Source organism: Chitinophaga tropicalis (assembly GCF_009758205.1).
GTDB classification, from domain to species: domain Bacteria; phylum Bacteroidota; class Bacteroidia; order Chitinophagales; family Chitinophagaceae; genus Chitinophaga; species Chitinophaga tropicalis.
This window is the reverse complement of the sequence record NZ_WRXN01000002.1, coordinates 391,338-416,981: the sequence shown is the minus strand read 5'-3', so window position 1 is coordinate 416,981 and position 25,644 is coordinate 391,338. Positions and strand designations below refer to the sequence as shown.

Sequence of the window (25,644 nt, the reverse complement as noted above, 5' to 3'; positions counted from 1 at the left end):
ATTATCTGGTTTATGACCGGGTCTGTCTGATATTCATAACTTCTGTATTATGAAAAAAACTGTACTCTTCTTTATCAGTTTTGTGCTGTTGTTCATCGGTTATGCCACTACCCGGAAAGTGCTGAATCATACAAGCTGGAATATTAATTCATTTAAAGGATATGCATAAAGGAATGGCCTTCGCCTGAAATTTCCGGAAACTTACACACGTAACGTAACAGATGGAAAGATCAGGAAAGTCCGGGATAACCGGATTTTTTTGGAAGCTATAATTGTTAAATAATTATAATTAATATGGATATAATATATTTTGTAAAGGCCTTATTGAAAAAGAAGTGGTGGATCCTCATCAGCACAATTATTGCAATTGCGGCAGCACTTGCGTTCACCATGGGAAGACCCCGGCTTTATTCCTCTGTAACCCAGATTGCAACCGGATTCACTACTAATGACCAGATCAGGTTACGTGATGAGAATGTCAATATATTTGAAGCGGATGTAAAGTTCGATAACGTTATCCAGACAATGACCTCTCCTGTAGTAATAGGAATGTTGTCTTACGACCTGCTTATCCATGACCTGACTAACCCAAGACCTTATAAGCAGTTATCAGAACAGGATGTTCAGTCTGAGGCTTATAAAGCGGTCAATAAAGAAGAAATGGTGGGCATTCTGCGTAACAAGCTGGACTCACTGCAGGTGCTTTCTTCCTATAACCCTCTTGAAAGGAAGATACTGGAATTTCTCAAACTATATAAATACGATTACGAATCTATCCGCAAATACCTGAGCATAGGCCGTGTACAACGTACTGACTACCTGGAGATCGTGTATATGTCAGAAAATCCTGAACAGTCTGCCTACGTGGTGAATACTGAGTACAGGGAATTTATCCGCTACTACAGGAGTATGCGTTCAGAAAGATCTGTGCAGAGCGTGGAATCTTTTGACGAACTGGTAAAACAGAAGAAAGCGGAACTTGACAATAAGGTGGAAGCGCTGCGCGCATATAAAGCATCCGAAGGCCTGCTGAACGTAGAAGTGGCCAGCGGCAATGAACTGGACCTTATCAAGCAATATGAGAAAGGACTGACTGACGAACGTGGTAATTATAACAGTATCAGCTCTTCCCTGCAAAGTGTGAACCAGCGGCTGGCGACTGCCAACACCGGCAAGGTAGTATATGGCAATAACAATGCAGAGATACTGGACCTTCGCAAGCAGATAGCAGATGCCAATGAAGATCTTGCACAGAAAGGCGGTGATGATGACGCAATTAATACAAAGCTGAAAAACCTGCGCAGCCAGCTTCAGAAGAAGCTGAGCAATGCTGCTACCGGTACACAGACCGCTGTTACCAAAGAACAGCTGCAGCAGGAAAAATCAGAGCTGGAAGCGCGTCTGCGCGCTTCTGACCTGAACATGAAGAACCTGCAGTCAAGGATTGGTGCATTACGTGGCTCTGTGGGCTCTTATGCCAATAAAGAGGCCAATGTAAGCAGCCTGCAACAGGAAGTTACCATGGCGCAGGAAGAATATAATAAGCTGAAGGAAAAGCTGAATGCGGCGCAGGACAACCAGACAACGCCAGACTTTAATTTCAAGCAGATACTGACTGGTCAGCCGGCCTTCAAGCCAGAGTCTTCCAAACGTGTGATCATCATGGGCATGGCAGGTATCTCTACTTTCCTGTTCACGTCTTTCATTGTACTGTTACTGGAATTCCTGGACGGTTCACTGAAATCGCCTTCAGTATTTGAGAGACACCTGGACCTGAAGCTGATCAGCAGTGTGAACCATGCAGACCTGAACAAATACCAGATCCTGGAGGTATTGCAACGTACTTCCGTTCCTGATAAGCGTCATAAACAACGGCAGAACACTTTCCGCGAATTACTACGTAAGCTACGCTTTGAACTGGAAAAGAGCGGTAAAAAGTCTTTCCTGATCACCAGTACTGAATCCAGGCAGGGTAAAACCACCCTTACACAGGCCATTGCCTACAGTCTTAGCCTGAGCAACAAGAGTGTGCTGGTCATCGATACAAATTTCTGTAACAACGACCTCACTATGCAGATGGAAGCAAGGCCGTTACTGGAAACGTTTTCAGTACCGGCTGACCAGATCAGTATTGACAAAGTGAGGGAGATCGTAACTACATACCCTGTACCTGGTGTGGAAGTAATAGGATGTAAAGGCGGTGACTATACCCCTTCTGAAATACTGCCCAAAAACAACCTGTTAAATTATCTTCCTTTCCTGACCGGTTATTATGATTTTATTTTCCTTGAAGGAGCTCCGCTGAATGACTATACCGATAGTAAAGAGCTGGCGCAATATGTAGATGGCGTAGTAGCTATCTTTTCATCCAAGCTTGCATTAACCCAGATAGACAGAGAATCTGTACAATTTTTTGAATCACTTGGGGATAAATTCATAGGGGCCGTGTTGAATAATGTGGAGGAAGAATACCTTGAATTATAACCCTAATGTTGACCTCTATGCTCAAAAACACCATCATTAAAGATCTGTTCTCTTTCAAGCCGCCCGGAAATGACCGGTTAGGGTGGATCGACTATGCCAAAGGGATTGCTATCATTCTTGTAGTGTACAGGCATGTTGAATTTGGTCTTAAGAAAAGCGGAGTGCCGCTCAGTCAGTGGATAGTGGACCTGAACGATATGTTATACAGTTTCAGGATGCCTCTTTTCTTCCTGCTGTCCGGTTTGTTCTTTGAAAAAGGTATTGCCCGCAAGGGAAGCAAGGGCTTTCTGCTGTCAAGGGTAAATACGCTGTTGTATCCTTATGTGTTGTGGGCGCTGATCCAGATAACGCTGCAGATCTATTTTTCTACGGTTGCCAATGCGCGGAGAAGTCCTTCAGATTACCTGAACATCCTGATACAGCCCCGCAACCTGGACCAGCTATGGTACCTGTTTGCATTGTTCAATGTCACCCTGCTGTATTTCCTGACCACCCGGCTGTTTGGCGGAAGGAAGATGCCGCAACTGGTATTGGCTCTGATACTGCTGAGTGTAGCTCCTTTTGTGAAGCCGGTCAGCACCTTTTATGACATTGCATTGCACTACATCTTTTTCTGTATTGGTAATATGACGGCCAATTTCTTTTTCTCAGGGAAAACGCAGGAGATGTTGTCATCGCCATATGGGCCTGTTTCGCTATTGCCGCTTTTCGTGGTATGCCAGGTGTATTTCCTGCATCATCAGCAAATGAACCTGTTCCTCTATGCTGCTGTGGCGCTGACGGGCAGCCTGTTTGTGATCATGTTGTCTTTTCAGCTGGCAAAGTACAATGCCCTGCCGGTACTGAGAACGTTCGGACACTACTCGCTGTACATCTACCTGCTACATGTACCGATAGTGTCGCTGATCAGGTATTTCCTGCTGGGAACGGTCATGGCGGAATATGTAACGGTACTGCTGGTACTGCTCATTTTCATAGCCATCTTTTTCTCTGTGATAGTATACCGTTGCTGTATGCTTATGCGCCTGGGAGGCCTTTTCAAAGGACCGTTCGGGGAGAGTGTACAGAAGAGAAGGATAGTAACGCATAAAACAACAATATAAATGGCGGTACGTAAAAAATATACGCCCGGGATCAGCAAATCATTTCACAGGCTGCTGTTGCTGCTTTTTGTAGCACTCACGCTGGTGATGCTTTTTGTAAAGATCATGTTCTATTAAAGTTATCAGATTATGTACAGGCAGGTAGCCAGACGAAATACCGTAATATACCTATTCATGCTTCTCTGGGTGGTCGCCATCCCGGTGATCGCTTATGTATCGTCCATGGACGCGAAGTTCAGCATTGTTGTGGCCGGCGGTATTATAGGACTGGCTCTGGCGGCCGTCAGCGCAATTAATTACCGTGCAGGATATTATATCTACATCACAGTAGCATTGATGGTGCACGTGCCGGAAAGGATGAGCAGGACAGCTATACCTGTTGGTGTGGTGATGGATGCATTCCTGCTGCTGGTACTGGCAGGCTGCATCTTTGACAGGAAGCGTGCAGACGTTCCTAAAATAGATTATTATAAGGACCCTCTCCTGCTGGTATTATACCTGTACACGGCTTACCTGCTGATACAGTGTTTCAATCCCAATATGTTCAACATACAGGGATGGTTTATTTATATCAGGGTATATATCAGGAACCTCATTTTCCTGTTCATTACCATGAAGGTATTAAGCACCTGGAAAGATGTTTACTGGTTCTTTAAATTCTGGCTGGTCATTTCTACTGCTGCGGCGCTTTACGGCTGTCTGCAACAGGCGGTGGGCCTGCTGCCGTTTGAAAGGGAGTACATAGCTATGAACCCGGATAAGTTCAAGACGGTAATGATACAGGGCCGGGCCAGGATATTCTCTTTCATGGCAGATCCGGCGGCATTCGGTGTATTGATGGCCTGTGGCGCCATTATCTGCGCTATCCTGATCACTGCCAGTAAACAGGTGATCAGCATGCCCCGTAAAGTTCTGCTGCTGTTCATTATAGCAGTACATCTGCTGGCTCTGGGCTTTTCCGGTACCCGCACCGCTTATGTTATGCTGCCGGTAGGGCTGCTACTGTTCTTTCTGGTGAACCTTCATAACAGGAATACACTGATAGCTGCGTCCATTTTTACCTTCGGTATGCTGGCCATGCTGTTTGGGCCATTCTATAGCAGCCCCACCATTATCCGTTTCCGTACGGCATTTATGGGCTCGCAGGATGAATCGCTGAACCTGCGTGATGTGAACCGTCATGGTATACAACCATATATATACAGCCATCCCATTGGCGGCGGAGTGATGACAGTAGGCAATGACGGTGTGACCTATAATCCTGGTCACAGACTGGCAGGGCTGCAGCCGGACAGTGGTTATCTCAGGGCTGTGCTGGAGCTGGGATGGATAGGACTGATCATTGTATGCCTGTACGCATATATGGGTACACATTATGCCATAAAGAACTATTTCAACGAAGAAGGAGAACTGAACCGGCTGCTGCTTATAGGTATAGCAGCTGTGCAATACGCCATTATCGTGGCAACATATGCGCAGGAAGCCGGCGGACTGATAGAAACGGCCATTTTCCTGAACGCAATTCTTGGAATCACAATCAGAGTACGATATAATCATTTAAAAACTAAATAATAAGGTATGAAAAAGGGACTTTTCTTAATTGTTAGCCTTTGCAGCTGTTTATTTGTAAATGCGCAGAAAAAAGAGACAAGCCTCTATCTGCCAATGGCAGACGCCCCCGAAGTGGCCCAACTTAAAGAAGTATTAGTGGAACTGGCTATGCAGAACCCTGCTATCAGGGGATATGCTGCCAAAGCACAGATCAACAAATATGAGACTAATAAGGCAAAAGCGCAGTGGTTGAATATGTTCTCTGCTGCAGGTAACCTCAACGAGTACACTATAAAGAACAGTGGTAGTAACAACGCTTTCTTCCCCAGGTATAACTTTTCTGTAATGGTACCACTTGGCAGCTTCATCAGTATTCCTGCCGATGTGAAAAAGGCTAAAGCAGAAAAGAAAGTGCTGATGACTGAAAAGGAGTCTGAAGTACTGAAGATCAAAGCAGATGTGCTTAATGCCTATGAACTGTATGCTGCCAACAAGAAATTGCTGGAGCTCCAGGTGCCGCTGCTGGAAGATGTTTACAGCCATTACAAACAGACAGAAGAAAAGTTCTCTGCCGGCGATAAGGACGTATCTGTAGAAACGCTGAACATCTCTTACCGTAGCTATAACGAGGAAATGGTAAGAAAAGTAATGCTGGAAAGAGATATCAGGCAGGCTAAGATAGAACTGGAAGAACTTATAGGCATTCCTTTTGAATCGGCAGTGTTACAGGCTCAGGGCCGTAGCGGAAATAAATAGTGTTTTTTAAGCTGACAATATAATGAAGTATTCCCTTAAACAGGATTATCCCATTGCAACTGCATTGCTGTTCTTATACCTGCTGCTGTTCATCATATGCAGACAGGTATTACAGCAGACCAATGGTCATTTTTGTTACCCGCTGGACGATACGTTCATACACCTGTCTATCGCAAAGAATTTTGCACTTCATGGCGTATGGGGTATCACTGCGCAGGAATTCAGCGCAGCCAGCTCATCGCCTTTGTACACATTTATCCTGGCTATTTTCTTTAAATCCGGTATCAACAGCATCTGGATACCGCTTTACATCAACCTTGTCTTTGCAACGTTGCTGGTAATCGTGACGGACCGCTTACTACAACGCTTCAGTATCACGGCATGGGTCAGGTGTATTGCATTGGTCCTTATGGTGCTGCTGGTACCGGTACCAGTAATGACAGCCAGCGGTATGGAACATATGCTGCATGCCTTCCTGGCCATGTGGCTTTTGTATCTTTATTCCGGCAGGCATATCGTACTGACCGGCATTGCAGGCGGCCTGGCTATCCTGGCTCGCTTTGAATCGCTCTTCCTGGTGGCAGGTATTACTGCCATAGGACTGTATAACAGGAAATGGCTCCAGACAGCTGTTATACTGGCAATATCCCTTGTGCCGATGATCGTATTCGGATACATCTCTGTACAGCATGGCGCACATATGCTGCCCAACTCTGTTTTGCTGAAAGCTGCAAAGCTCAGTGGCGGCAGCAGCCTGGGAGGCACATTACAGGAGATAGTATTGTATAAACTGATTTATGGCAATAATACAATGGTGAACATATTCACCAACCGTTTTTATCCTGAAGGTTCTTCTTCATTATCAGGTACGACAGTAGTACGTTTCCTGCTGATTATCCCTGTACTTGTGTTGTTGCTGAAAGCGGGCAATGTAGCACTGCTGAATAAGATAAAGCAGCTGGCATGTATTGCGCTGATCACTACCTTCCTGCATATGGCCCTGGCGGCAGTAGGCTGGTTATTCCGCTACGAGGCTTACCTGGTGGCCATCAACCTGGTAGTGATAGTGATACTGCTGGATTACTATATAAGACAGGCAGCGGCTACTGCGCGCAGGTATTCCCTGATCGAGAAGCTGGTGTTTACATTCCTGGTAGCATTTGTGTGTGCGCCATTTCCCCTGCGTGCAGCAGGCGCCTTTATGAACCTGCCTCATGCAGCGCGTAATATCTATGAGCAGCAATACCAGATGGGGGCTTTCCTGCAGGAAGAATACCAGCATACGGCTGTTGCTGCCAACGATGTAGGGGCCGTGAGCTATTATTCAGGGAACAGGATACTGGACCTCTGGGGACTGGGTAACAACGAAGTTGCCGAGGCTAAGCTGGGGGGCCGCTACTCTCCTGCTTTCCTGGCTGAGTTTGCGGGCAGGCAGCAGGTAAAGATAGCTGTGGTATACGATACCTGGTTTGACAGTACCCTGTTGCAGCAATGGAAGAAAGTGGCTGCCTGGAAGATCTCAGATAATGTGATCTGTGGTGGTGACGAAGTATCCTTTTATGCGGTAGATCCTGCTGAAGCGGCGTCTTTGCGGCAAAAACTAACATCATTCCAGCCAAGGCTGCCGGCCGGAGTATTGGTCACCTATTATCCCGAACGCCCATAATGTCAACACAAAGCAATTATATCAGGAGCCTGGACGGCGTAAGGGCCATAGCAATATTGCTGGTGATGGCGTTCCATTTCGGTATTATCCGCTTTGGATGGATGGGGGTACAGCTGTTCTTTGTACTTTCCGGTTTCCTGATCAGCAGCATCCTGTTGAAGGAAAAGGAATCGCCGCTGCCATTATCAGCGAGACTGAAGAAGTTCTGGATCAGGAGGAGCCTTCGCATCTTTCCTCCTTACTATATCTACCTGCTGGTATTTGTGGTGATCTATAGCTGGATAGCCTTCCCGGAGGGATATCCGCATGACCTGCCTTATCTTTTTACGTACACATTCAACCTTACCCGTATCAGTAATGCGTGGCATGAAAGCCCGGTGTATACCCATTTCTGGTCGCTCTGCGTAGAAGAGCAGTTTTACCTGTTTTTTCCCTTTGTTATTTTCCTGTTGTCAAGGAAAACCCTGCGGGTAGTGCTGGTGGTGGTATTGCTTGTCACCCCTGTATTCCGTTGGCTGTTCGGGCAATACCTGGTTATGAGGGGATTACCTTCTTTCCAGGTCTTTGATGTGATCTACTGGTTTCCGCTCAGTCATCTGGACGCATTCTTTACGGGAACGGCCATAGGATTATTCAGGTTGAAAGACAGGGTACGGCAGCCGTTGTTGTTATTTATAGCGGCACTGGCAATTACGCTGGCGGCCGGATTGACCAATTACTGGTATGAAAACCACGGGCATACGCTGTTTACTTCTATGGGTTATAATTTCGGGGATACCAACAGCTATCAGCACATATGGTACTATACGGCACTGAACTTCTGTGCAGGAGCGCTGATATTGTTGCTGGTATCCAGTCCGCAGGCATTGATCACAAAAATCCTTGAGAACAATATATTAGTAGCCATTGGTAAAGTGTCCTATGGAATGTATATCTATCATTGGGTTATACAGACTCAGATTATATCTGCATGGATACCGGTAGACGATCATAATAAATACTGGTTATTCCTTGCAGACGTGCCCGTTGTTTTTGGAATATCATGGCTTAGTTTTCACCTGATCGAAAAAAGATTCACTCAACTTAAAAACAAAACAACTTTAAGTGTCAGATACAGATGATCCGTTCATCTGACCATTAAAAAACAAGAAAACTCAAATGAAACAAAGATTATTCCTATGCTTACTCCTGGGCTGTGTTGCGTGGATGCCTATGTCCACAGGTGGTTTTAGAGAGATTGCGGTGCCTACGGACCAATGGCATTCAGTTCCGGCCCTGATTCATGTACCCCAGGGCTCATCCAAAGAGAGATTTCCGCTGATAGTTTGTTTTCATGGCCGCAGTATTGCAGGTCATGACATCAGCAAGTTGTTCCGGGAAGGTATTCCAAGGCAGATAAAGGAAGGGAGAAAGATCCAGGCAGTGAATAAGCTGGACGGGAAACTCTATAAGTTCATTGTCCTGGCTCCGCTGGCGGAGAGCTGGGGGATCAATCCTCCGCAGCTGGAGGTGATCCTGAATGATGTGCTGAAGAAGTACCCGGTAGATTCTTCCCGTATTTACCTGACAGGGTATAGTGCAGGAGGATGGTGTACTACTATGTCGATCACAGACAACAGGCATCTCTCCTCCCGTATAGCCGCAGCCGTGCCTATGTCGCCCGCACCGATGGACCCTGTTAACTATACCCGTTTCAAAAATACCACGGATGCCAACATTCATGCGTGGTACTTTGCCGGTACTGCAGAGCCCCAGTTCCTGGAAAACAGCATGCGTTGTATAGATAGCACCAATAATCATAAAAAGGGATTGGTGAAGCTTACAAAGCATGATAAAGGGCATACCGGCTGGCATGAGTTCTATGACCCGGCTTACAGGGATAGTATAGATAATATGAGCATCTATGAATGGATGCTTCAATACAAAAGAAAATGAACAGGAGAAAAGCTATTGCTTCCCTGCTGGTGCTTGCCGGCGGTACAGCCGCTGTGTATTCAGGCGTCAGGTGGCGGAAGCTGAACACTGCTCCTGACCTGGTGAAGTTGCAGGCACATAAAGACCTGATCACGGAACTGGCGGAGACCATTATTCCTGCTACAGATACGCCGGGTGCTAAAGCGGCCGGGATAACGCCATTTATTATATCGCTGGTGACTGACTGTACCCCCCGGCGGGAGCAGAACCGTTTTATAGAAGGGCTGATAGAGGTGGATGGCTATGCACGTGCAGAATATAAGCGTTCTTTCATTAAATGCAGTACTGAACAGCGGGAAGCTGTAGTAGCATATTTTGAGAAGCGGGACAGGCCTTATAAAGGTTTGCTGGGCAAGGTGTCAAAGCGGATTATGGGAGATTCTTTCTTCACTATTATGAAGAAATATACGGTGATCGGTTATTGCACTTCTATGAAGGGAGCTACCGAAGGGTTGGCGTATGATTATGTGCCTGGCCGTTATGTAGGATCGGTGAAGCTGCAGCCGGGGCAGAAGTGCTGGGCTACAGAATAAGGATTTTTCTCCGCTGCGCGCGGCTTGGCGTTAAAAGAAACAAATAATGAACCCTAATATTAAAGCTGTAAAACAGCTGACCTATGATGCTATAGTTATCGGCTCCGGTATCAGCGGAGGATGGGCGGCAAAGGAGCTGTGCGAAAAAGGACTGAAAACCCTTGTGCTGGAGAGAGGCCGTAACGTGGAACATATCACGGACTATGTCACCACTTTAAAAACACCCTGGGAATTTAAGTACCATGGCCTGAACACTTCAAAAGACCTGGAAGAAGACCCTGTTCAGAGTAACGTATACAATGAAGGGAACAAACACTTCTTTGTACGCGACAGGGAACATCCGTACATACAGGAGAAGCCTTTTTACTGGATCAGGGGGTATCATGTGGGTGGGCGTTCCTTAACATGGGGGCGTCAGTGTTACCGGCTGAGCGACCTTGACTTTGAAGCCAATCAAAAGGATGGTTATGGTGTGGACTGGCCTATCCGTTACCGTGATATTGCTCCCTGGTATGATTATGCAGAGCAGTTTGCCGGCATCAGCGGGCAGAATGAAGGTCTTTCCCAGCTGCCTGACGGACAGTTCCTTCCTGCGATGGAGATGAACAGTCTTGAAAAGCATTTCAGGGCACGGGTAAAGAAATATTTTGATGGCCGCTGTGTAACTATTGGCCGTGTAGCTAATCTAACCAAGGGATGGAATGGCCGTACTCCCTGCCAGTACCGCAATTTATGCAGCCGGGGATGCCCTTACGGGGGATATTTCAGCAGTAATGCTGCTACCCTGCCTGCGGCAATGGCTACGGGCAATATGACGCTTCGCCCCTTTTCCATAGTGTCAGAGATACTGTATGATAAGGATAAAAAGCGTGCTACCGGTGTACGGGTTATTGATGCAGAGACTAATGAAGTAACAGAGTTTTATGCCCGGATCATCTTCCTTAATGCTTCTGCTATTGGTTCAGCTTTTGTACTGCTGAATTCAAAGTCTGACGCTTTTCCTGAGGGGCTGGGAAATTCCAGCTCTATGGTAGGCCGCAACCTGATGGACCATCATTTCAAAGTGGGTGCCATGGCAGATTATCATGGAATGGAGGATGAATATTATATTGGTCGCCGGCCTGTGGGTATCTATGTCCCTCGTTTCCGGAACCTGGGGGATACTGCTTCCCAAAGAGACTATCTCCGGGGTTTTGGTTTCCAGGGGTATGGTGAACGGGAAGGCTGGGAATATACCGGTTTGACGGAAGACGGTTTTGGCAAGGCATTTAAGGAGAAGCTGACCCGCCCGGGTAAGTGGTCATTCTGGTTAGGCGGCTGGGGAGAAACGCTTCCCTATGAAACGAATGTGGTGACGCTGGACCTGTTGCAGAAGGATAAGTGGGGATTGCCGCTTGCGAAGGTCAATTTCTCTATCCGGGAGAATGAGCAGGCCATGCGTAAGGATATGCAGCAGAGTGCTATGGAAATGCTGGAGAAAAGCGGGTTTTCTAATATCAGCGGGTTTGATTATAAATATGTGGGTGGGGAATGTGTACATGAAATGGGAACTGCCCGTATGGGGCATAATCCCCGGACTTCTGTCCTGAATGGTTACAATCAGATGCATGATGTACTGAATGTATTTATCACAGATGGAAGCTGTATGACCTCTTCTGCCTGTCAGAACCCGTCATTGACGTATATGGCTTTAACGGCAAGAGCCTGTGATTATGCGGTGGGGCAACTGAAAAAAGGTGAACTATAAAAAGGGATGGCAATTGCCATCCCTTTTTAAATATTATAATCCGAAAGCAGCTTTCACTTTATCTACATAATCCAGCTTCTCCCATGTAAAGGTTTCAACTTCTACTTTCTTCTCATTTTTCTTGCCCTTATTGAAAACCTTTGTAACTACCTGGCTTTCACGGCCCATGTGACCATAAGCAGCGGTATCGCTATAGATAGGGTTACGCAGTTTCAGGCGCTGTTCAATAGCATAAGGACGGAGGTCGAAGATCTCTTCAACTTTGCGTGCTATCTCGCCATCGGTCATTTTCACTTTGGCAGTGCCATGTGTATCGATGAACAGGCCGCAAGGTCTGGCAACGCCGATAGCGTAGGAAACCTGCACCAGTACTTCTTCGCAGAGGCCTGCAGCTACCAGGTTCTTGGCTATGTGACGGGTAGCGTATGCAGCAGAGCGGTCTACTTTGGAAGGATCTTTACCGGAGAAAGCGCCACCACCGTGAGCACCTTTACCACCGTAGGTATCTACGATGATCTTACGGCCGGTTAAGCCGGTATCGCCGTGAGGGCCACCTATTACGAATTTGCCGGTAGGATTGATATGGTAAGTGATCTTATCGTTGAACAGGGCCTGCAGTTCCGGTTTCAGCTGAGCTTTTACGCGGGGGATCAGGATATTGATCATGTCCTGTTTGATCTTAGCCAGCATTTTCTCTTCGTTGTCGAAGTCGTCATGCTGGGTAGAGATAACGATAGTATCTATACGAACAGGTTTATTATCATCAGAATATTCAATGGTTACCTGTGATTTAGCGTCGGGACGCAGGTAGGTGATCTCCTTATTCTCACGGCGGATAGCGGCCAGTTCTATCAGCAGTTTATGAGCCAGGTCCAGTGCCAGTGGCATATAGTTCTCGGTTTCACGGGTAGCGTAACCGAACATCATGCCCTGATCGCCAGCGCCCTGTTCTTCAGGGTTCCTGCGTTCTACGCCCTGGTTGATATCCGGAGACTGCTCATGAATAGCAGAGAAGATACCACAGGAATTGGCTTCGAACATGTACTCGCTTTTGGTATAGCCTATCTTACGGATCACCTCACGCGCAATTTCCTGCACATCCAGGTAAGCTTCAGATTTTACTTCACCAGCCAATACCACCTGGCCGGTAGTTACCAACGTTTCACATGCTACTTTCGAAGTTTGATCATAAGCAAGGAAATGGTCAATCAGAGCGTCGGAAATCTGATCGGCCACTTTGTCCGGATGGCCTTCGGAAACTGATTCTGAGGTAAATAAATAAGGCATAAAATAATTGAATTTCGGCTTTAATATTTGTTAGATTAAGTAGTACAATTTACCATTAATTTGCATTTTGGTGGTATGCCTCATGGTAAACTGGGGCAAAAATAGGAAAATAGTTTTAATAGACCATGAGTTACAGAGGATAGTGAGGCGTCTGTTTTAATTTTAACAGGCTTTAGGCTAAATTGTCCCTTTTAAGGAAATAAAAAAGCTGGTCAATCTGACCAGCTTCCTTATTATTTCCAATAAATTATTTACCAAGTAACTGAGTGTACAGCTGAAGATAGTCGGCCAGGTCCTCATTTTCCTTTTTATAAGGGAGGATGATCTTGCCTTTTTCAGCTTTTACCTCGTCCACTACTTTTTTCTCAGCTTTATCTCCTGCCAGTATTACGGCATCAGCGTATTTGCTGGCGCCTCTGTTCAGGGCTGAGTTGGTACCTTCTTTATATAATTCTATATCTTTCTCTTTGATCTGGTTGCTGATGGTAGCTTTTTTAATGAAGCCGGCGCCCAGTTTTTCCTTGAAGGAGTTAGGCTCCAGGGAATAAACCACTTTGGAATGGGCAAACACCGGTTCCTTTTTATAAGCGGTTTTCAGGTAAAGCGGGATGAGGGAGGTCATCCATCCGCTGCAATGAATAATGTCCGGCGGCCATCCAAACTTCTTCACCGTTTCCAATGCGCCTTTGCAGAAGAATACTGCGCGGGCTGCGTTGTCATCATAAAACTGATCATTCTCGTCTGTAAATAAGGTCTTACGTTTAAAGTAATCCTCATTATCCAGGAAATACACCTGCAATCGGGCGTTGGGTAATGAAGCTACCTTGATAATCAATGGATAGTCATCACCTTCAATCACGATGTTAATGCCAGATAATCTTACCACCTCGTGTAACCGGTGCCTTCTTTCGTTGATAATGCCAAACCGCGGCATGATCACACGTACTTCGAGACCGGACTCATTGGACTTAATTGCCATTTTATTGACCATATTCGCATAATCTGTTAATTCCAGATAGGGCGACATTTCCTGAGCAATAAAAAGAATTCGTTTCTTTGTGGACATCAATGCTGATATTAATGCAGTAATTTTAAATTTGGTTTGCAAAATTACGGATTTTTAGCGGAAGAAAAGACAAATTGGCACTTTTAACATCCTTTTAAGCAATAATTTATGTATTTGTTCAAGCGGAAAGACGACCTGGAAAGGCATTTATCTGTAGCACGGAAAGCAGGCAAACGTATTGGTTTTGTGCCAACTATGGGGGCTTTACATGAAGGACATCTGTCTCTTATAGCGGCCGCCAAAAAAAACAGCGATGTAGTGGTATGCAGTATTTTTGTCAACCCTACCCAGTTTAATGACCCGGCAGACTTTGAGAAATACCCTGTTACAATAAATGAAGATATCACAAAACTGACCGCTGCAGAAAACGATATACTCTTTCTGCCATCTGTGCAGGAGATGTACCCTGAGGGACTGGCAGCTGATATCCATTATGATTTCGGGGAACTGGAGACTGTACTGGAGGGCGCGCACCGGCCAGGACATTTCCAGGGTGTGGGAAGGATTGTACATAAACTGCTGGACCTGGTGCAGCCGGATAAGCTTTTTATGGGACAAAAAGATTTCCAGCAGTGCTTGATAATCAACAGATTGATAAAAGTACTGCAACTTAAGGTTGAATTGGTGATCTGTGATACCCTCCGGGAAACGGATGGTTTGGCGATGAGCAGCAGAAATCTGCGTCTTAATCCTGCTGAAAGACAGAATGCCCTGCATATTTACAAGGAACTGATCTGGCTGAAAGGCCATCTGCAGGAAGCTGCCTTCCCTGAAATTACAGGTAAAGCTATCAACGAATTGAAAAACAATGGATTCGATGTGGATTACCTGGAAATGGTATCTATTCTGGAGGACGGTAATATTGCTTTTCCCCACCAGGTTGGTAAGGAGCCGCTCTTTGCTGTTGTGGCCGCCAGGGAGTTGAGCAGTAATGTCAGGTTAATAGATAATATGCAGATGAACTGAGTCACTGTGGCGCTAAAGTGATACCGCAGTTCATACACTACCCATACTCTATAGTAGGCTTTAAGCAGGAGTATCCATATAGTATCTATGGAGTGAGGAGCTGTTCAAAAATTCAAATACAGACACCGGAGGAACAGTCGCTGCGGTTTCATTTCTATTTTTTTCCATACTTTTGCAGACACTTAGGCCCATAAAAATGGGATTTTCACCATGCAGATTGAAGTACTGAAAAGTAAAATACACCGGGCAGTCATCACCGAAGCGAACTTGCAATACGTTGGAAGCATTACAATAGATGAAGATCTGATGGATGCCGCCAATGTAATAGAATATGAAAAGGTACAGGTAGTGAACGTTAATAACGGAGAACGCCTGGAAACATACATTATAAAAGGCAAACGCGGTTCCGGCGTTATATGTATGAATGGCCCCGCCGCCCGTCTCTGCGCGGTTGGAGATATTGTGATCATCATTTCCTATGCCTCCATGGATTTTGAGGAAGCTAAGAAACATACACCCATCGCAATTTTCCCTAAGGAGAACAACAAATTGTAACAGCTGATCCCAAAAATTACTATTACTATGCCCAAATTTCTGAAGTTCATCTGCTTTTTAGCCATTGGGCTGGGATTGGTCTGGCTGGTTACACATAATCTTACTGAAAAAGAAAAGAACGATATTATAGCGTCTTTCGAGCATGCCAACTACTGGCTGGTCATCCCCGTGATCTTTGTGGGCATTGCCAGTCACTGGTACCGTGCCGTACGCTGGAAACTCCTGATGGAGCCGTTAGGCTACCATCCTTCTACCTTGAACACCTTCTTTGCTGTCATGGTAGGCTACCTGGCCAACCTGGCAGTGCCCCGCCTGGGAGAAGTGACCCGTTGCGGGATAGTAGCCCGTTATGAAAAGATCCCGGTAGACAAGCTGGTAGGCACCATGATTGCCGAAAGAGCGGTAGATCTCCTGCTGCTTATATTGCTGATGGTGGTGACCGTTTTCATCCAGATAGATATTGTAGGGGTATTCTTTACAGATCATATCTGGATCCCGCTGCAGAACAAATTAGGCGCTGCAGGGGGCTCCAGGGGGTGGATACTGGCAGGTATTGCCATTGTACTGGTATTCCTGGGCATCATTGTTTTCCGTCTTATTTCCCGTTCCAAAATAGGTATTGTTATCCGCGCCCTGGCTAAAGGGGTATGGGAAGGCATTCTTTCTATCGGCAAAATGGAAAAGAAGGGCTGGTTCATCTTTTACTCCCTTTTAATATGGGTGTTGTACTTCACAATGATGTACATAGGCTTCTATTGTATGGAAGAGACCAGTAACCTGGGCATTAAAGCTGCACTGGCGGTACTTGGTTTCGGAAGCATTGGTATGATAGTGACCCAGGGCGGCATTGGGGCTTACCAGATACTGGTACAGCAAACCCTGGTGCTTTATGGTGTGGAAGCTACAACAGGCTACGCCTTTGGCTGGATCGTATGGCTGGCGCAAACCCTGCTGGTCATCGTTGTCGGATTGGGCAGCCTGATCGCCTTACCCCTCATCAACCGTGACATTAAAGCTACTCCTGAGCACTCCTGATATTATGCTTTAATTGTTTACCTTTAAGGAGGTACCAGAAATTTAACATTGAGTTTTATCCAAAATCTGTATTGTTGTACTGAACAGTATAACCACAACCGTTAATTGCCCACAAATGCGATTGTCAAACAGAGAATCTTTGGATACGACCATACAAGAACAGGAGATGGAAAAAAAGATCAACAGCAAAAAGAAGGCACCAGCAAAGAAAATAATTCCAAGGGACGTGAGCTGGCTGGCTTTTAATGCAAGAGTATTGCAGGAAGCGGCAGACAATAGCGTACCCCTTCACGAGCGTATCCGTTTTCTGGGCATTTTCTCCAACAACCTTGACGAATTCTTCCGCGTACGCGTAGCTACCCTCCGCAGAATGCTTTCTGTAGGCAAAAATGCCCGTATGCACCTGGAAGAGAACCCTGAAGAGGTGCTGGACGAGATCCACAGCATGGTAATTGACCAGCAGCGTGAATTTGACCGCATATGGGAAGGCATAGAAAATGAGCTGAAAGAACAGCAGATCTTCATCCGTACGGAAAAACATCTCAGCAAAGACCAGCAAAAGTTTGTACTGAACTACTTCAATGAGGAAGTGCGTACCAACATCATCCCCCTGATGATAGAAAGTATACAGCATTTCCCTTATTTACGTGATAAATCCATTTATCTGGCAGTTGTACTGGCGCGTCAGGATAATTCTGTCAGGCAGAAATTTGCCCTGATAGAGATCCCCACCTCCATCCTGCCCCGTTTCATTATCCTGCCATCCAAAGATGGCGAAAGGGACATCATCCTCCTGGAGGACCTGATCCGCTACTGCCTGCCACATATTTTCTCTTTCTTCGGTTTCGACAAGTTCACGGCGCATATCATCAAAGTGACCCGCGACGCGGAACTGGACATAGATAATGACATCTCTACCAGCCTGATCCACCAGCTGGAAAAGGGTATTAAAGACCGCCGTAAAGGGAAACCGGTGAGGTTTGTGTATGATAAAGACATAGATCCTCTCCTGCTGGAATACGTAATGCGCCGCCTGGGGCTGTCTAAAAAAGACAACCTCATACCGGGCGCCAGGATCCATAACTTCAAGGATTTTATGGATTTCCCGACCTCTGTATTCCAGGAACGCCCCAATCCGCAGCGCAAAAGCTTCATCCATCCCCTGTTTGCCAATGCCAACAGCGTGATGCACGTGATCCAGATGCAGGACGTAATGCTCCATTTCCCTTACCATTCCTTTGACACTATCATAGACCTGCTGAGGGAAGCGGCCATAGATCCGAACGTAACAAGTATCAAAATAACAGCCTACCGCCTGGCTAAGAACTCCCGTATTGTCAACGCACTTGTCAACGCGGTACGGAACGGAAAGCAGGTGACCGTAGCCCTGGAGCTAAGGGCAAGGTTCAATGAGGCAGACAACCTGGAATGGAAAACCCGCCTGGAAGATGAAGGGGTGAAAGTGCTGATCGGTATTCCCGGCCTGAAGATCCATGCCAAAATGTGCGTGATCAAAAAACGTATTGGTATCAAAACGGTCCAGTGTGGTTTTATCAGCACCGGTAACCTGAACGAGAAGACTGCCAGGGTGTATGGCGACCACTGTTTGCTTACCGCCAACAGGAATATCATTGCCGATATGAACCGTATTTTCAGTTACCTGGAAAACAGCAAGCATGATATCAAAAACCTGGAAGCATGTAAAACCCTGCCTGTAAGCCCTTACAGCATGCGTACCTTCTTCCAGCGTATGATAGACCGGGAAATGAAGAACGCCCGTCACAAGAAAGGGAGCTCCATGACCATTAAGATGAACTCCCTCTCCGACCCTGATATGATAAACCGGCTTTATGAAGCGGCCAGGCAGGGTGTAGACATCAACCTCATCATCAGGGGCATCTGCTGCGCCTATACGGAGAGCAAAAAGTGGAAAAAAGACATCAACGCCATCAGCATAGTGGATGAATACCTGGAACATGCCCGCGTGTTCATCTTTGGTAAAGAGGGACAGGAAAAGGTATTTATTGCTTCGTGCGACTGGATGCTGCGTAACCTGGACCACCGCGTGGAAGTGGCCGTACCTATTACTGACCCCGGTATTCAGCAGGAACTGAAAGACATCCTGGCCATCCAGCTGAGCGGCAACGTAAAGGCCCGCATACTGGACAATGAGCAGCGCAATGAATACAAACGTGAAGGCAGTAAAAAGATCCGCTCGCAGATAGAGATATTCAGGTACCTGCATGAGAAGACCTATTGATTGGTTATATTTGCCCCTTAATCTATTAAACTGTTACAGGCAATAGCCGGTACGACTATTGTCCACTGAATAACCATGAAGCTCGCTGCCATTGATATAGGATCCAACGCTGCCAGACTGCTCATTTCTGAAGCATCGCCCAACAGTGTCGGGAAAATGGATTTTACCAAGGTAAACCTGGTAAGGGTTCCCCTGCGGCTTGGATTTGACGTTTTCAGCGAAGGCGCCATTTCCGAAAAAAGGGCTGATCACCTGCTCAGCACTATCAAGGCATACAAGCTGTTACTGGAAGTCTATGAGGTAAAATATCTCAAAGCCTGCGCCACCTCTGCTATGAGAGACGCTGCCAATGCCGCCCAAATACTGCGTGATGTAAGGGAACATACCGGCATAGATATCAAGGTGATATCCGGCGAAGAGGAAGCTTCTTTCCTGTTTGAAAGCCATGTGGCAGAGAACCTGGAAAAGGGCCGGGCCTATATGTATATTGATGTGGGTGGCGGTAGTACAGAAGTAACGCTTTTTAATAATAATACCGTTGTTTATAAGCAATCCTTCAATATCGGCACTATCCGGCTGCTGCAGCAGCAGGTAACGGAGGCCCAGTGGCAATACATGAAAGATTGCATCAAACAGCAGATCCGGGGACTGAGGCAGATCATTGCTATTGGCTCCGGCGGCAACATCAACAAGATCTTTTCCCTTTCCAAACGTAAAGAAGGTAAACCACTGACACTGGATATCCTGAAGGATTATTATAAAGAGTTTGCCAGCTTCACTGTAGAAGAGCGTATCCACCTCTACAATTTAAGGGAAGACCGTGCAGATGTGATAGTACCTGCTTTGCAGATCTACGTGAATATCATGCGCTGGGCAGATTCAGAAGAGATATATGTACCCAAGATAGGTCTGGCTGACGGCCTGATACAGTCTTTATATGCAGATATTACCCGCCAGGTGATTGTTTGAATACCGTTATTTTACTTCTTCCAGGTTTTAGGGATTCTGTAGCCCCTAAAAGATTTTCATTTATAGAATATTCTTTACCTTAACGCTCTTTTTTACCATTAATACCTGACGTTCAAATGTCAACGCACAAAGAAGTTAAGAGGATCACGACGCATATCTTACAGAAAATGAAGACAGATGGAGAGAAGATCTCCATGATCACTGCATATGACTATTCCATGGCCCGCATCTTTGACGACGCGGGAATGGACATCCTCCTGGTAGGCGATTCGGCCTCCAACGTAATGGCCGGTCATGAAACCACCCTGCCTATCACGCTGGACCAGATGATCTATCACGGGGCGTCTGTGGTGAGAGGTATTAAGCGCAGCTTTGTAGTGGTAGACCTTCCCTTTGGCTCATACCAGGGCAACTCTAAAGAAGCATTGGCATCGACAGTGCGTATCATGAAGGAAACCAGTGCACACGGTGTGAAAATAGAAGGTGGTGAAGAGGTACTGGAATCTGTAAAACGTATCATTTCTGCAGGTGTGCCGGTAATGGGACACCTGGGACTGACGCCTCAATCCATCAATAAATTCGGTACTTACACAGTAAGGGCCACTGAAGAAGCGGAAGCCAATAAACTGCTGCGGGACGCCAAACTGCTGGAAGAAGCAGGCTGCTTTGCAATAGTACTGGAAAAAATACCGGCACTGCTGGCAAAACAGGTAGCTGAAAGCCTTACTATTCCAACCATTGGTATAGGCGCAGGTAAGTATGTGGACGGACAGGTACTGGTCATGCACGATCTGCTGGGTATCAATAAAGACTTTAAACCACGTTTTTTACGTCGCTATCTCAATTTATATGATGAAATTTACAAGGCCTCACAGCAGTATATCCATGATGTGAAGGCAAAGGATTTTCCCAACGATAGCGAACAATATTAAAATTGTTTTATGCTCGATTATGTTCTTAATGGTCTGATGCAACGCTACCAGGAACGCGTACCTGACGTAGCAGGCATTATCGCGGCGATGATCAACAGGAATCTAATACAGGTTCCGGAAGATATTGAGAATGATCACATTGCATTCAGGACCATGGGCGTACCCCAGCTGGGAATACAGTCGCTCGAAAAGATCTTCCTCCATTACGGTTACACCAAACGCGACCCTTATCACTTTAAGGAAAAGAAACTGGACGCCTGGTGGTATGCTCCACCGGCGCCGCAATATCCCCGTATCTTTATCAGCGAGCTGAGGGTGAAAGACCTGAGTGAAGAAGCTCAGCGTATTATTATCAGTTATACAGATGAGGTCAAGGCTGACCCGGTCAGCAAGCTTGACCTGGATGATGGGCCGGCGGTAGACACCTTCCTGCACAGCGCTCTCTGGCGTACGCCTACCCTGGAAGATTACCAGACGCTGGCCGCTGAAAGTGAATATGCTGCCTGGGTGATCTATAACCGGTACTACCTGAACCACTTTACTATCAGCCTGCAAAACCTGCCTGAAGGCTATAATACGGTAGCTGCCTTCAACCAGTTCCTGGAAAAAGAGGGCTTTACACTCAATAACTCAGGCGGTAAGATCAAGGAAAGCCCGGATGGATTATTGCTGCAAAGCAGTACTGTGGCTAAAATGATCCCTGCTACATTTGCCGGGAATGCCACTCATTCCATAGCAGGCTCTTATGTAGAATTTGCAGAGCGCAGGGTATTACCGCAATTTGCGCACCTTCCGGCCGGTGAACTTAAAAGGGAACATCGCCGGGAAGGGTTTGAGGCAGGTAATGCCGACCGTATCTTTGAAAGTACTTATAGTTCCCAGACAGGGAAATCATAACCAAAACAAATTTCCATGATAGCAGATATTCTTCAGCAATTACATATACAACCCGAAAATAAAGGCGCCAGCACCGGTACCACATGGCTCAATACCAGTGGTGCTGTACTGGATATCTCTTCTCCGGCAGATGGCAAGGCCATCGCCAAAGTATCCTCTGTTAACCGCAGTGAATATGATACCGTGATAGCACAGGCAAAGGAAGCCTTTAAGGAATGGCGTACCTGGCCGGCGCCCCGTCGTGGAGAGATAGTGCGGCAGATAGGTGAAGCACTGAGAAAGAATAAAACAGCGTTAGGTAAGCTGGTTTCCTATGAAATGGGAAAGAGCCTGCAGGAAGGATGGGGTGAAGTACAGGAAATGATCGATATATGCGACTTTGCTGTGGGCCTTTCCAGGCAGCTGCATGGTCTTACCATGCACTCTGAGCGTCCGGGACACCGTATGTATGAGCAATGGCATCCGCTGGGCATTACCGGTATCATCTCCGCCTTTAATTTTCCTGTGGCGGTATGGAGCTGGAATGCAATGCTGGCCTGGGTATGTGGTAACGTATGTGTCTGGAAACCATCAGAGAAAACACCTTTATCTGCTATTGCATGCCAGCATATCATAAAAGACGTACTGAAGGAAAATAATGTGCCTGAAGGCGTTTGCGGCCTGGTAATTGGCGGCCGGGAGGTAGGAGAATGGCTGGCTGCCGACACCCGCATACCACTGATCTCTGCTACCGGTTCTACCCGTATGGGCAAGATTGTGAGCAGTGTGGTAGGCGCTCGTTTGGGACGTTCCCTGCTGGAGCTGGGAGGTAACAACGCCATTATCATCACTCCTGATGCAGACCTGGACATGGCGCTGATAGGCTGTGTTTTTGGCGCTGTAGGTACGGCTGGTCAACGTTGTACCAGCACACGCAGGCTCATTATCCATGAAAGTGTATATGAAACTTTTACGCAGAAGCTTGTGAAAGCCTATGGACAGCTGCGCATTGGAGATCCGCTGGATGAGCAGAACCATGTAGGTCCGCTTATTGACAAACATGCGGTACAGCTGTATCTGCAGTCTATAGAAGATATCCGTAAGCAGGGTGGCAGCTTCCTGGTGGAAGGTGGTGTACTGAACGGGGACGCATACACTTCCGGTTGTTATGTAAAGCCCTGTATTGCAGCGGTAGAGAATTCCTATCCTATTGTTCAGCATGAAACCTTTGCTCCTATTCTTTATGTCATGAAATACAAGACTATTGAAGAAGCAATTGCCATGCAGAATGATGTTCCGCAAGGGCTTTCTTCTGCCATCATGACATTGAACCTGCGGGAAGCAGAGCTTTTCCTTTCACATGGAGGTTCGGATTGTGGTATTGCCAATGTTAATATTGGTACTTCCGGCGCAGAAATAGGCGGCGCATTTGGTGGTGAGAAAGAAACCGGTGGTGGCAGGGAAAGTGGTTCGGATGCCTGGAGGGCTTATATGCGCAGGCAGACCAATACTATCAATTATTCTACGCAATTACCGCTGGCTCAGGGTATTAAGTTTGATCTGGCCTGATCAGGCCAGAGGCGGGATAAACCTTACAGAACGTTTTCACTAAAAGTGAAAACGTTTTTTTATGCCTGTACACAATAACAATTCTCCTACGCCGTTTAATATGCGTAATCCAATTAAAACAAAATAAAAGCTAATACATAAAACCGTTTAGAGAAGATATTTAAATGATTGCATGTCTGGAACACAATGCAGTACGACTACTTATCAAAAGAATAGCGAGGTTAGAGAACCTCGCTTTTTCGTTAAACGGAAACCATGCTTATGAGAAAAATAAATGAGTAACTCTTAGAAAGTTATCAAGTACTCTTCTAATTCTAAATATGTGACTTTTTTTTGGAATTTCATATTCTACTTTAGTGCTAATTTTTATTTTTTTTTAACAGTTCCGTTCTTTTGAGCCCGCTATCCCCTACTATGGCCTATTTGAACGATTATGCCCTTTCAGCCGTATATCATATTTTGTTTCTGTCGTTCATCATTTCGTACTATATTGTCATATCACATTTTGCATATCTTTAACCTTATGTGGTATTGGTATTGTAAAGCTTATTGAGAAAATAAATAAATTCTGATGAAATTTAGCAGAGCACTGGCAGTCACGGCTGGTTGTGTTGTGATGATGACTGCGCTTACGACAAACAGGTCTTTAGCCCAAAGTTCTTCTTCCATCCCTAAAAACTGGCACTTATTGAGTTACGCAAAAGACAGCGTATATGGTACGGGAGTTGAAAAAGCATACACCGAACTTTTAAAGGGTAAGAAAAGCACCCCGGTTATTGTAGCGGTTATTGATTCAGGGATTGACACCACGCATGAAGATCTTAAGTCCATTCTATGGACCAACCCGGGGGAAATACCAGGTAATGGCATTGATGACGACAAAAACGGGTACGTGGATGATGTACACGGCTGGAATTTTCTGGGTGGAAAAGATGGCCGCAGTGTGAAAGAGGATTCTGATGAAGCTACCCGCGAGTATTACCGTTATAAAAGCCTGTATGTCAATCCGGACTCAGCATTGAATAAGGAATCTAACGAATATCGCTACTGGCAGCGGCTACAATCGAAGGTTGCGCGGCCTTCCGGAGAGCATAAGGTTGCTTACAGGAATATGCTGAAGCTGCAGGAGAACCTGAAGAAATGTGAATCCCTGCTGACCGGCTACCTGAAACAGAGCGATTTTAACCTTGCAAAGCTGGACAGTATCAATACAATAGATACAGATATAATGGTGGCGAAGAACTATATGACCCGCCTCATGAAAAGCACCGGCGAACCGGACATCACCTATTCTTCTTTCAGGAGCGAATTTGAGGAATACCTGGGTGAGCTGAAGAAGAAAGCTGAGATGTCTGAAGGAGCTGCCCCGGTTGATAAACGTACTGAAATAATTGGTGATAACATCAACGATATCAATGATAAATATTACGGTAACAATGATGTAATGGGGCAATTCGGGTTCCATGGTACACACGTTTCCGGTATTATTGCTGCAGCGCGTAATAACGGTACAGGCATTGACGGTATAGCTGATAATGTGCGCATTATGCCAGTGAAAGCTGTGCCTGACGGCGATGAGCGTGATAAAGATGTTGCACTGGCTATCCGTTATGCAGTGGATAATGGTGCAAGGATCATCAACATGAGTTTTGGTAAAGGATTTTCTCCGCATAAGGACTGGGTAGATGATGCTATCAGGTATGCGGAAGAGAAAAACGTGCTGCTGATACATGCAGCTGGTAACGATGGTAATAACAATGATTCTGTAGATAATTTCCCTAATCCGGTTTTTGCCGATCATACTATTGCCGGCAATTACATTACCGTTGGTGCCAGCAGTAATGGTAAGCAAGGCGGTAAGGTTGCCAGTTTCTCCAACTATGGTAAAAAGAGTGTAGATCTGTTTGCGCCGGGAGTGCAGATATATTCAACTGTTCCTGGTGGTAATAAATATGGCAGTGCAAGCGGTACAAGTATGGCCAGTCCTGTTGTAGCAGGGGTGGCTGCGCTGGTGCTTTCTTATTATCCGAACCTGAGCGCCAGGCAGTTAAAGTATGTGCTTGAGAAATCTGCTACACCGTTGCCGGATAGTACGAAGATGGTTGTGAAACCTGGTACCAGGGATGAGAATGTAGCGTTTTCTGATCTGTCTATTACGGGTGGGTTGGTGAATGCTTATGAGGCATTGAAGCTGGCGGATACGATGAAGGGAGAAAAGAAGATCAAGAATAAGAGAAAGAAGCCGAAAATGGAACCGGTTACTAAAGGATAATTGGTTTTTTTGATAAAAAAGGCGGGCTTTTGGCCCGCCTTTT

General features: G+C 46.1%; 20 protein-coding genes. 18 read left to right on the top strand and 2 right to left on the bottom strand.

Annotation, left to right across the window (positions count from 1 at the left end; genetic code table 11):
* Positions 1-294 precede the first annotated feature (294 nt).
* The 9 genes from GO493_RS07435 (at position 295) to GO493_RS07395 (ending at position 11,814) form a co-directional block, all read left to right on the top strand.
* The gene (locus GO493_RS07435) at positions 295-2,484 is read left to right on the top strand and encodes an exopolysaccharide transport family protein (RefSeq protein ID WP_157305506.1); all 2,190 of its coding nucleotides are present in this window, start codon (positions 295-297) and stop codon (positions 2,482-2,484) included.
* Positions 2,485-2,501: 17 nt separating this feature from the next.
* Positions 2,502-3,587: an acyltransferase family protein gene (locus GO493_RS07430; protein WP_157305505.1), complete on the top strand. Its 1,086-nt coding sequence runs from the start codon at positions 2,502-2,504 to the stop codon at positions 3,585-3,587.
* A 129-nt stretch (positions 3,588-3,716) separates the two neighbouring features.
* Positions 3,717-5,159, top strand: coding sequence for an O-antigen ligase family protein (locus GO493_RS07425; protein WP_157305504.1), 1,443 nt, complete (start codon positions 3,717-3,719; stop codon positions 5,157-5,159).
* 6 nt (positions 5,160-5,165) lie between these two features.
* Positions 5,166-5,894: a TolC family protein gene (locus GO493_RS07420; RefSeq protein WP_157305503.1), complete on the top strand. Its 729-nt coding sequence runs from the start codon at positions 5,166-5,168 to the stop codon at positions 5,892-5,894.
* Between the two features lie 22 nt (positions 5,895-5,916).
* On the top strand, positions 5,917-7,560 hold the full coding sequence (locus GO493_RS07415; protein WP_157305502.1) for a hypothetical protein: 1,644 nt from the start codon (positions 5,917-5,919) through the stop codon (positions 7,558-7,560).
* Positions 7,560-8,681 (top strand): acyltransferase family protein, encoded by a 1,122-nt coding sequence (locus GO493_RS07410; protein ID WP_157305501.1) that lies wholly within the window; start codon positions 7,560-7,562, stop codon positions 8,679-8,681. Before GO493_RS07415 ends, GO493_RS07410 begins: the two co-directional genes overlap by 1 nt.
* Positions 8,682-8,718: 37 nt before the next feature.
* The gene (locus tag GO493_RS07405) at positions 8,719-9,495 is read left to right on the top strand and encodes a carboxylesterase family protein (RefSeq protein WP_157305500.1); all 777 of its coding nucleotides are present in this window, start codon (positions 8,719-8,721) and stop codon (positions 9,493-9,495) included.
* Entirely contained in the window at positions 9,492-10,067 is a 576-nt protein-coding gene (locus tag GO493_RS07400; protein WP_157305499.1) for a gluconate 2-dehydrogenase subunit 3 family protein, read from the top strand. Before GO493_RS07405 ends, GO493_RS07400 begins: the two co-directional genes overlap by 4 nt.
* 46 nt (positions 10,068-10,113) lie before the next feature.
* A complete protein-coding gene (locus GO493_RS07395) occupies positions 10,114-11,814 on the top strand; it encodes a GMC oxidoreductase (protein ID WP_157305498.1) in 1,701 nt (566 codons plus the stop codon).
* Positions 11,815-11,847: 33 nt separating this feature from the next.
* Here GO493_RS07395 and metK read toward each other — a convergent pair whose 3' ends face one another.
* Positions 11,848-13,101: a methionine adenosyltransferase gene (metK, locus tag GO493_RS07390; RefSeq protein ID WP_157305497.1), complete on the bottom strand. Its 1,254-nt coding sequence runs from the start codon at positions 13,099-13,101 to the stop codon at positions 11,848-11,850.
* A 247-nt stretch (positions 13,102-13,348) separates the two neighbouring features.
* Positions 13,349-14,167: a glycogen/starch synthase gene (locus tag GO493_RS07385; RefSeq protein WP_157305496.1), complete on the bottom strand. Its 819-nt coding sequence runs from the start codon at positions 14,165-14,167 to the stop codon at positions 13,349-13,351.
* A 108-nt stretch (positions 14,168-14,275) separates the two neighbouring features.
* On the opposite strand from GO493_RS07385, the gene panC reads away from it, so the two are divergent.
* The 9 genes from panC to GO493_RS07340 all read left to right on the top strand — a co-directional run bounded on the left by panC (position 14,276) and on the right by GO493_RS07340 (position 25,601).
* Positions 14,276-15,133: a pantoate--beta-alanine ligase gene (gene panC / locus GO493_RS07380; protein ID WP_157305495.1), complete on the top strand. Its 858-nt coding sequence runs from the start codon at positions 14,276-14,278 to the stop codon at positions 15,131-15,133.
* Positions 15,134-15,343: 210 nt separating this feature from the next.
* On the top strand, positions 15,344-15,688 hold the full coding sequence (gene panD, locus GO493_RS07375) for an aspartate 1-decarboxylase (RefSeq protein ID WP_157305494.1): 345 nt from the start codon (positions 15,344-15,346) through the stop codon (positions 15,686-15,688).
* 27 nt (positions 15,689-15,715) lie between these two features.
* A complete protein-coding gene (locus GO493_RS07370) occupies positions 15,716-16,723 on the top strand; it encodes a lysylphosphatidylglycerol synthase transmembrane domain-containing protein (RefSeq protein WP_157305493.1) in 1,008 nt (335 codons plus the stop codon).
* 139 nt (positions 16,724-16,862) lie between these two features.
* Entirely contained in the window at positions 16,863-18,983 is a 2,121-nt protein-coding gene (ppk1, locus tag GO493_RS07365; RefSeq protein WP_232538781.1) for a polyphosphate kinase 1, read from the top strand.
* A gap of 75 nt (positions 18,984-19,058) precedes the next feature.
* The gene (locus tag GO493_RS07360) at positions 19,059-19,952 is read left to right on the top strand and encodes a Ppx/GppA phosphatase family protein (RefSeq protein WP_157305491.1); all 894 of its coding nucleotides are present in this window, start codon (positions 19,059-19,061) and stop codon (positions 19,950-19,952) included.
* Between the two features lie 116 nt (positions 19,953-20,068).
* Positions 20,069-20,884, top strand: a complete 816-nt coding sequence (gene panB / locus GO493_RS07355) for a 3-methyl-2-oxobutanoate hydroxymethyltransferase (RefSeq protein WP_157305490.1) — start codon at positions 20,069-20,071, stop codon at positions 20,882-20,884.
* Between the two features lie 9 nt (positions 20,885-20,893).
* Entirely contained in the window at positions 20,894-21,781 is an 888-nt protein-coding gene (locus tag GO493_RS07350; protein ID WP_157305489.1) for a DUF1338 domain-containing protein, read from the top strand.
* 15 nt (positions 21,782-21,796) lie between these two features.
* Complete coding sequence (gene amaB, locus GO493_RS07345; protein ID WP_157305488.1) at positions 21,797-23,329, top strand: L-piperidine-6-carboxylate dehydrogenase; 1,533 nt, start codon at positions 21,797-21,799, stop codon at positions 23,327-23,329.
* 571 nt (positions 23,330-23,900) lie between these two features.
* Positions 23,901-25,601 (top strand): S8 family peptidase, encoded by a 1,701-nt coding sequence (locus GO493_RS07340; RefSeq protein ID WP_198315586.1) that lies wholly within the window; start codon positions 23,901-23,903, stop codon positions 25,599-25,601.
* Positions 25,602-25,644 lie beyond the last annotated feature (43 nt).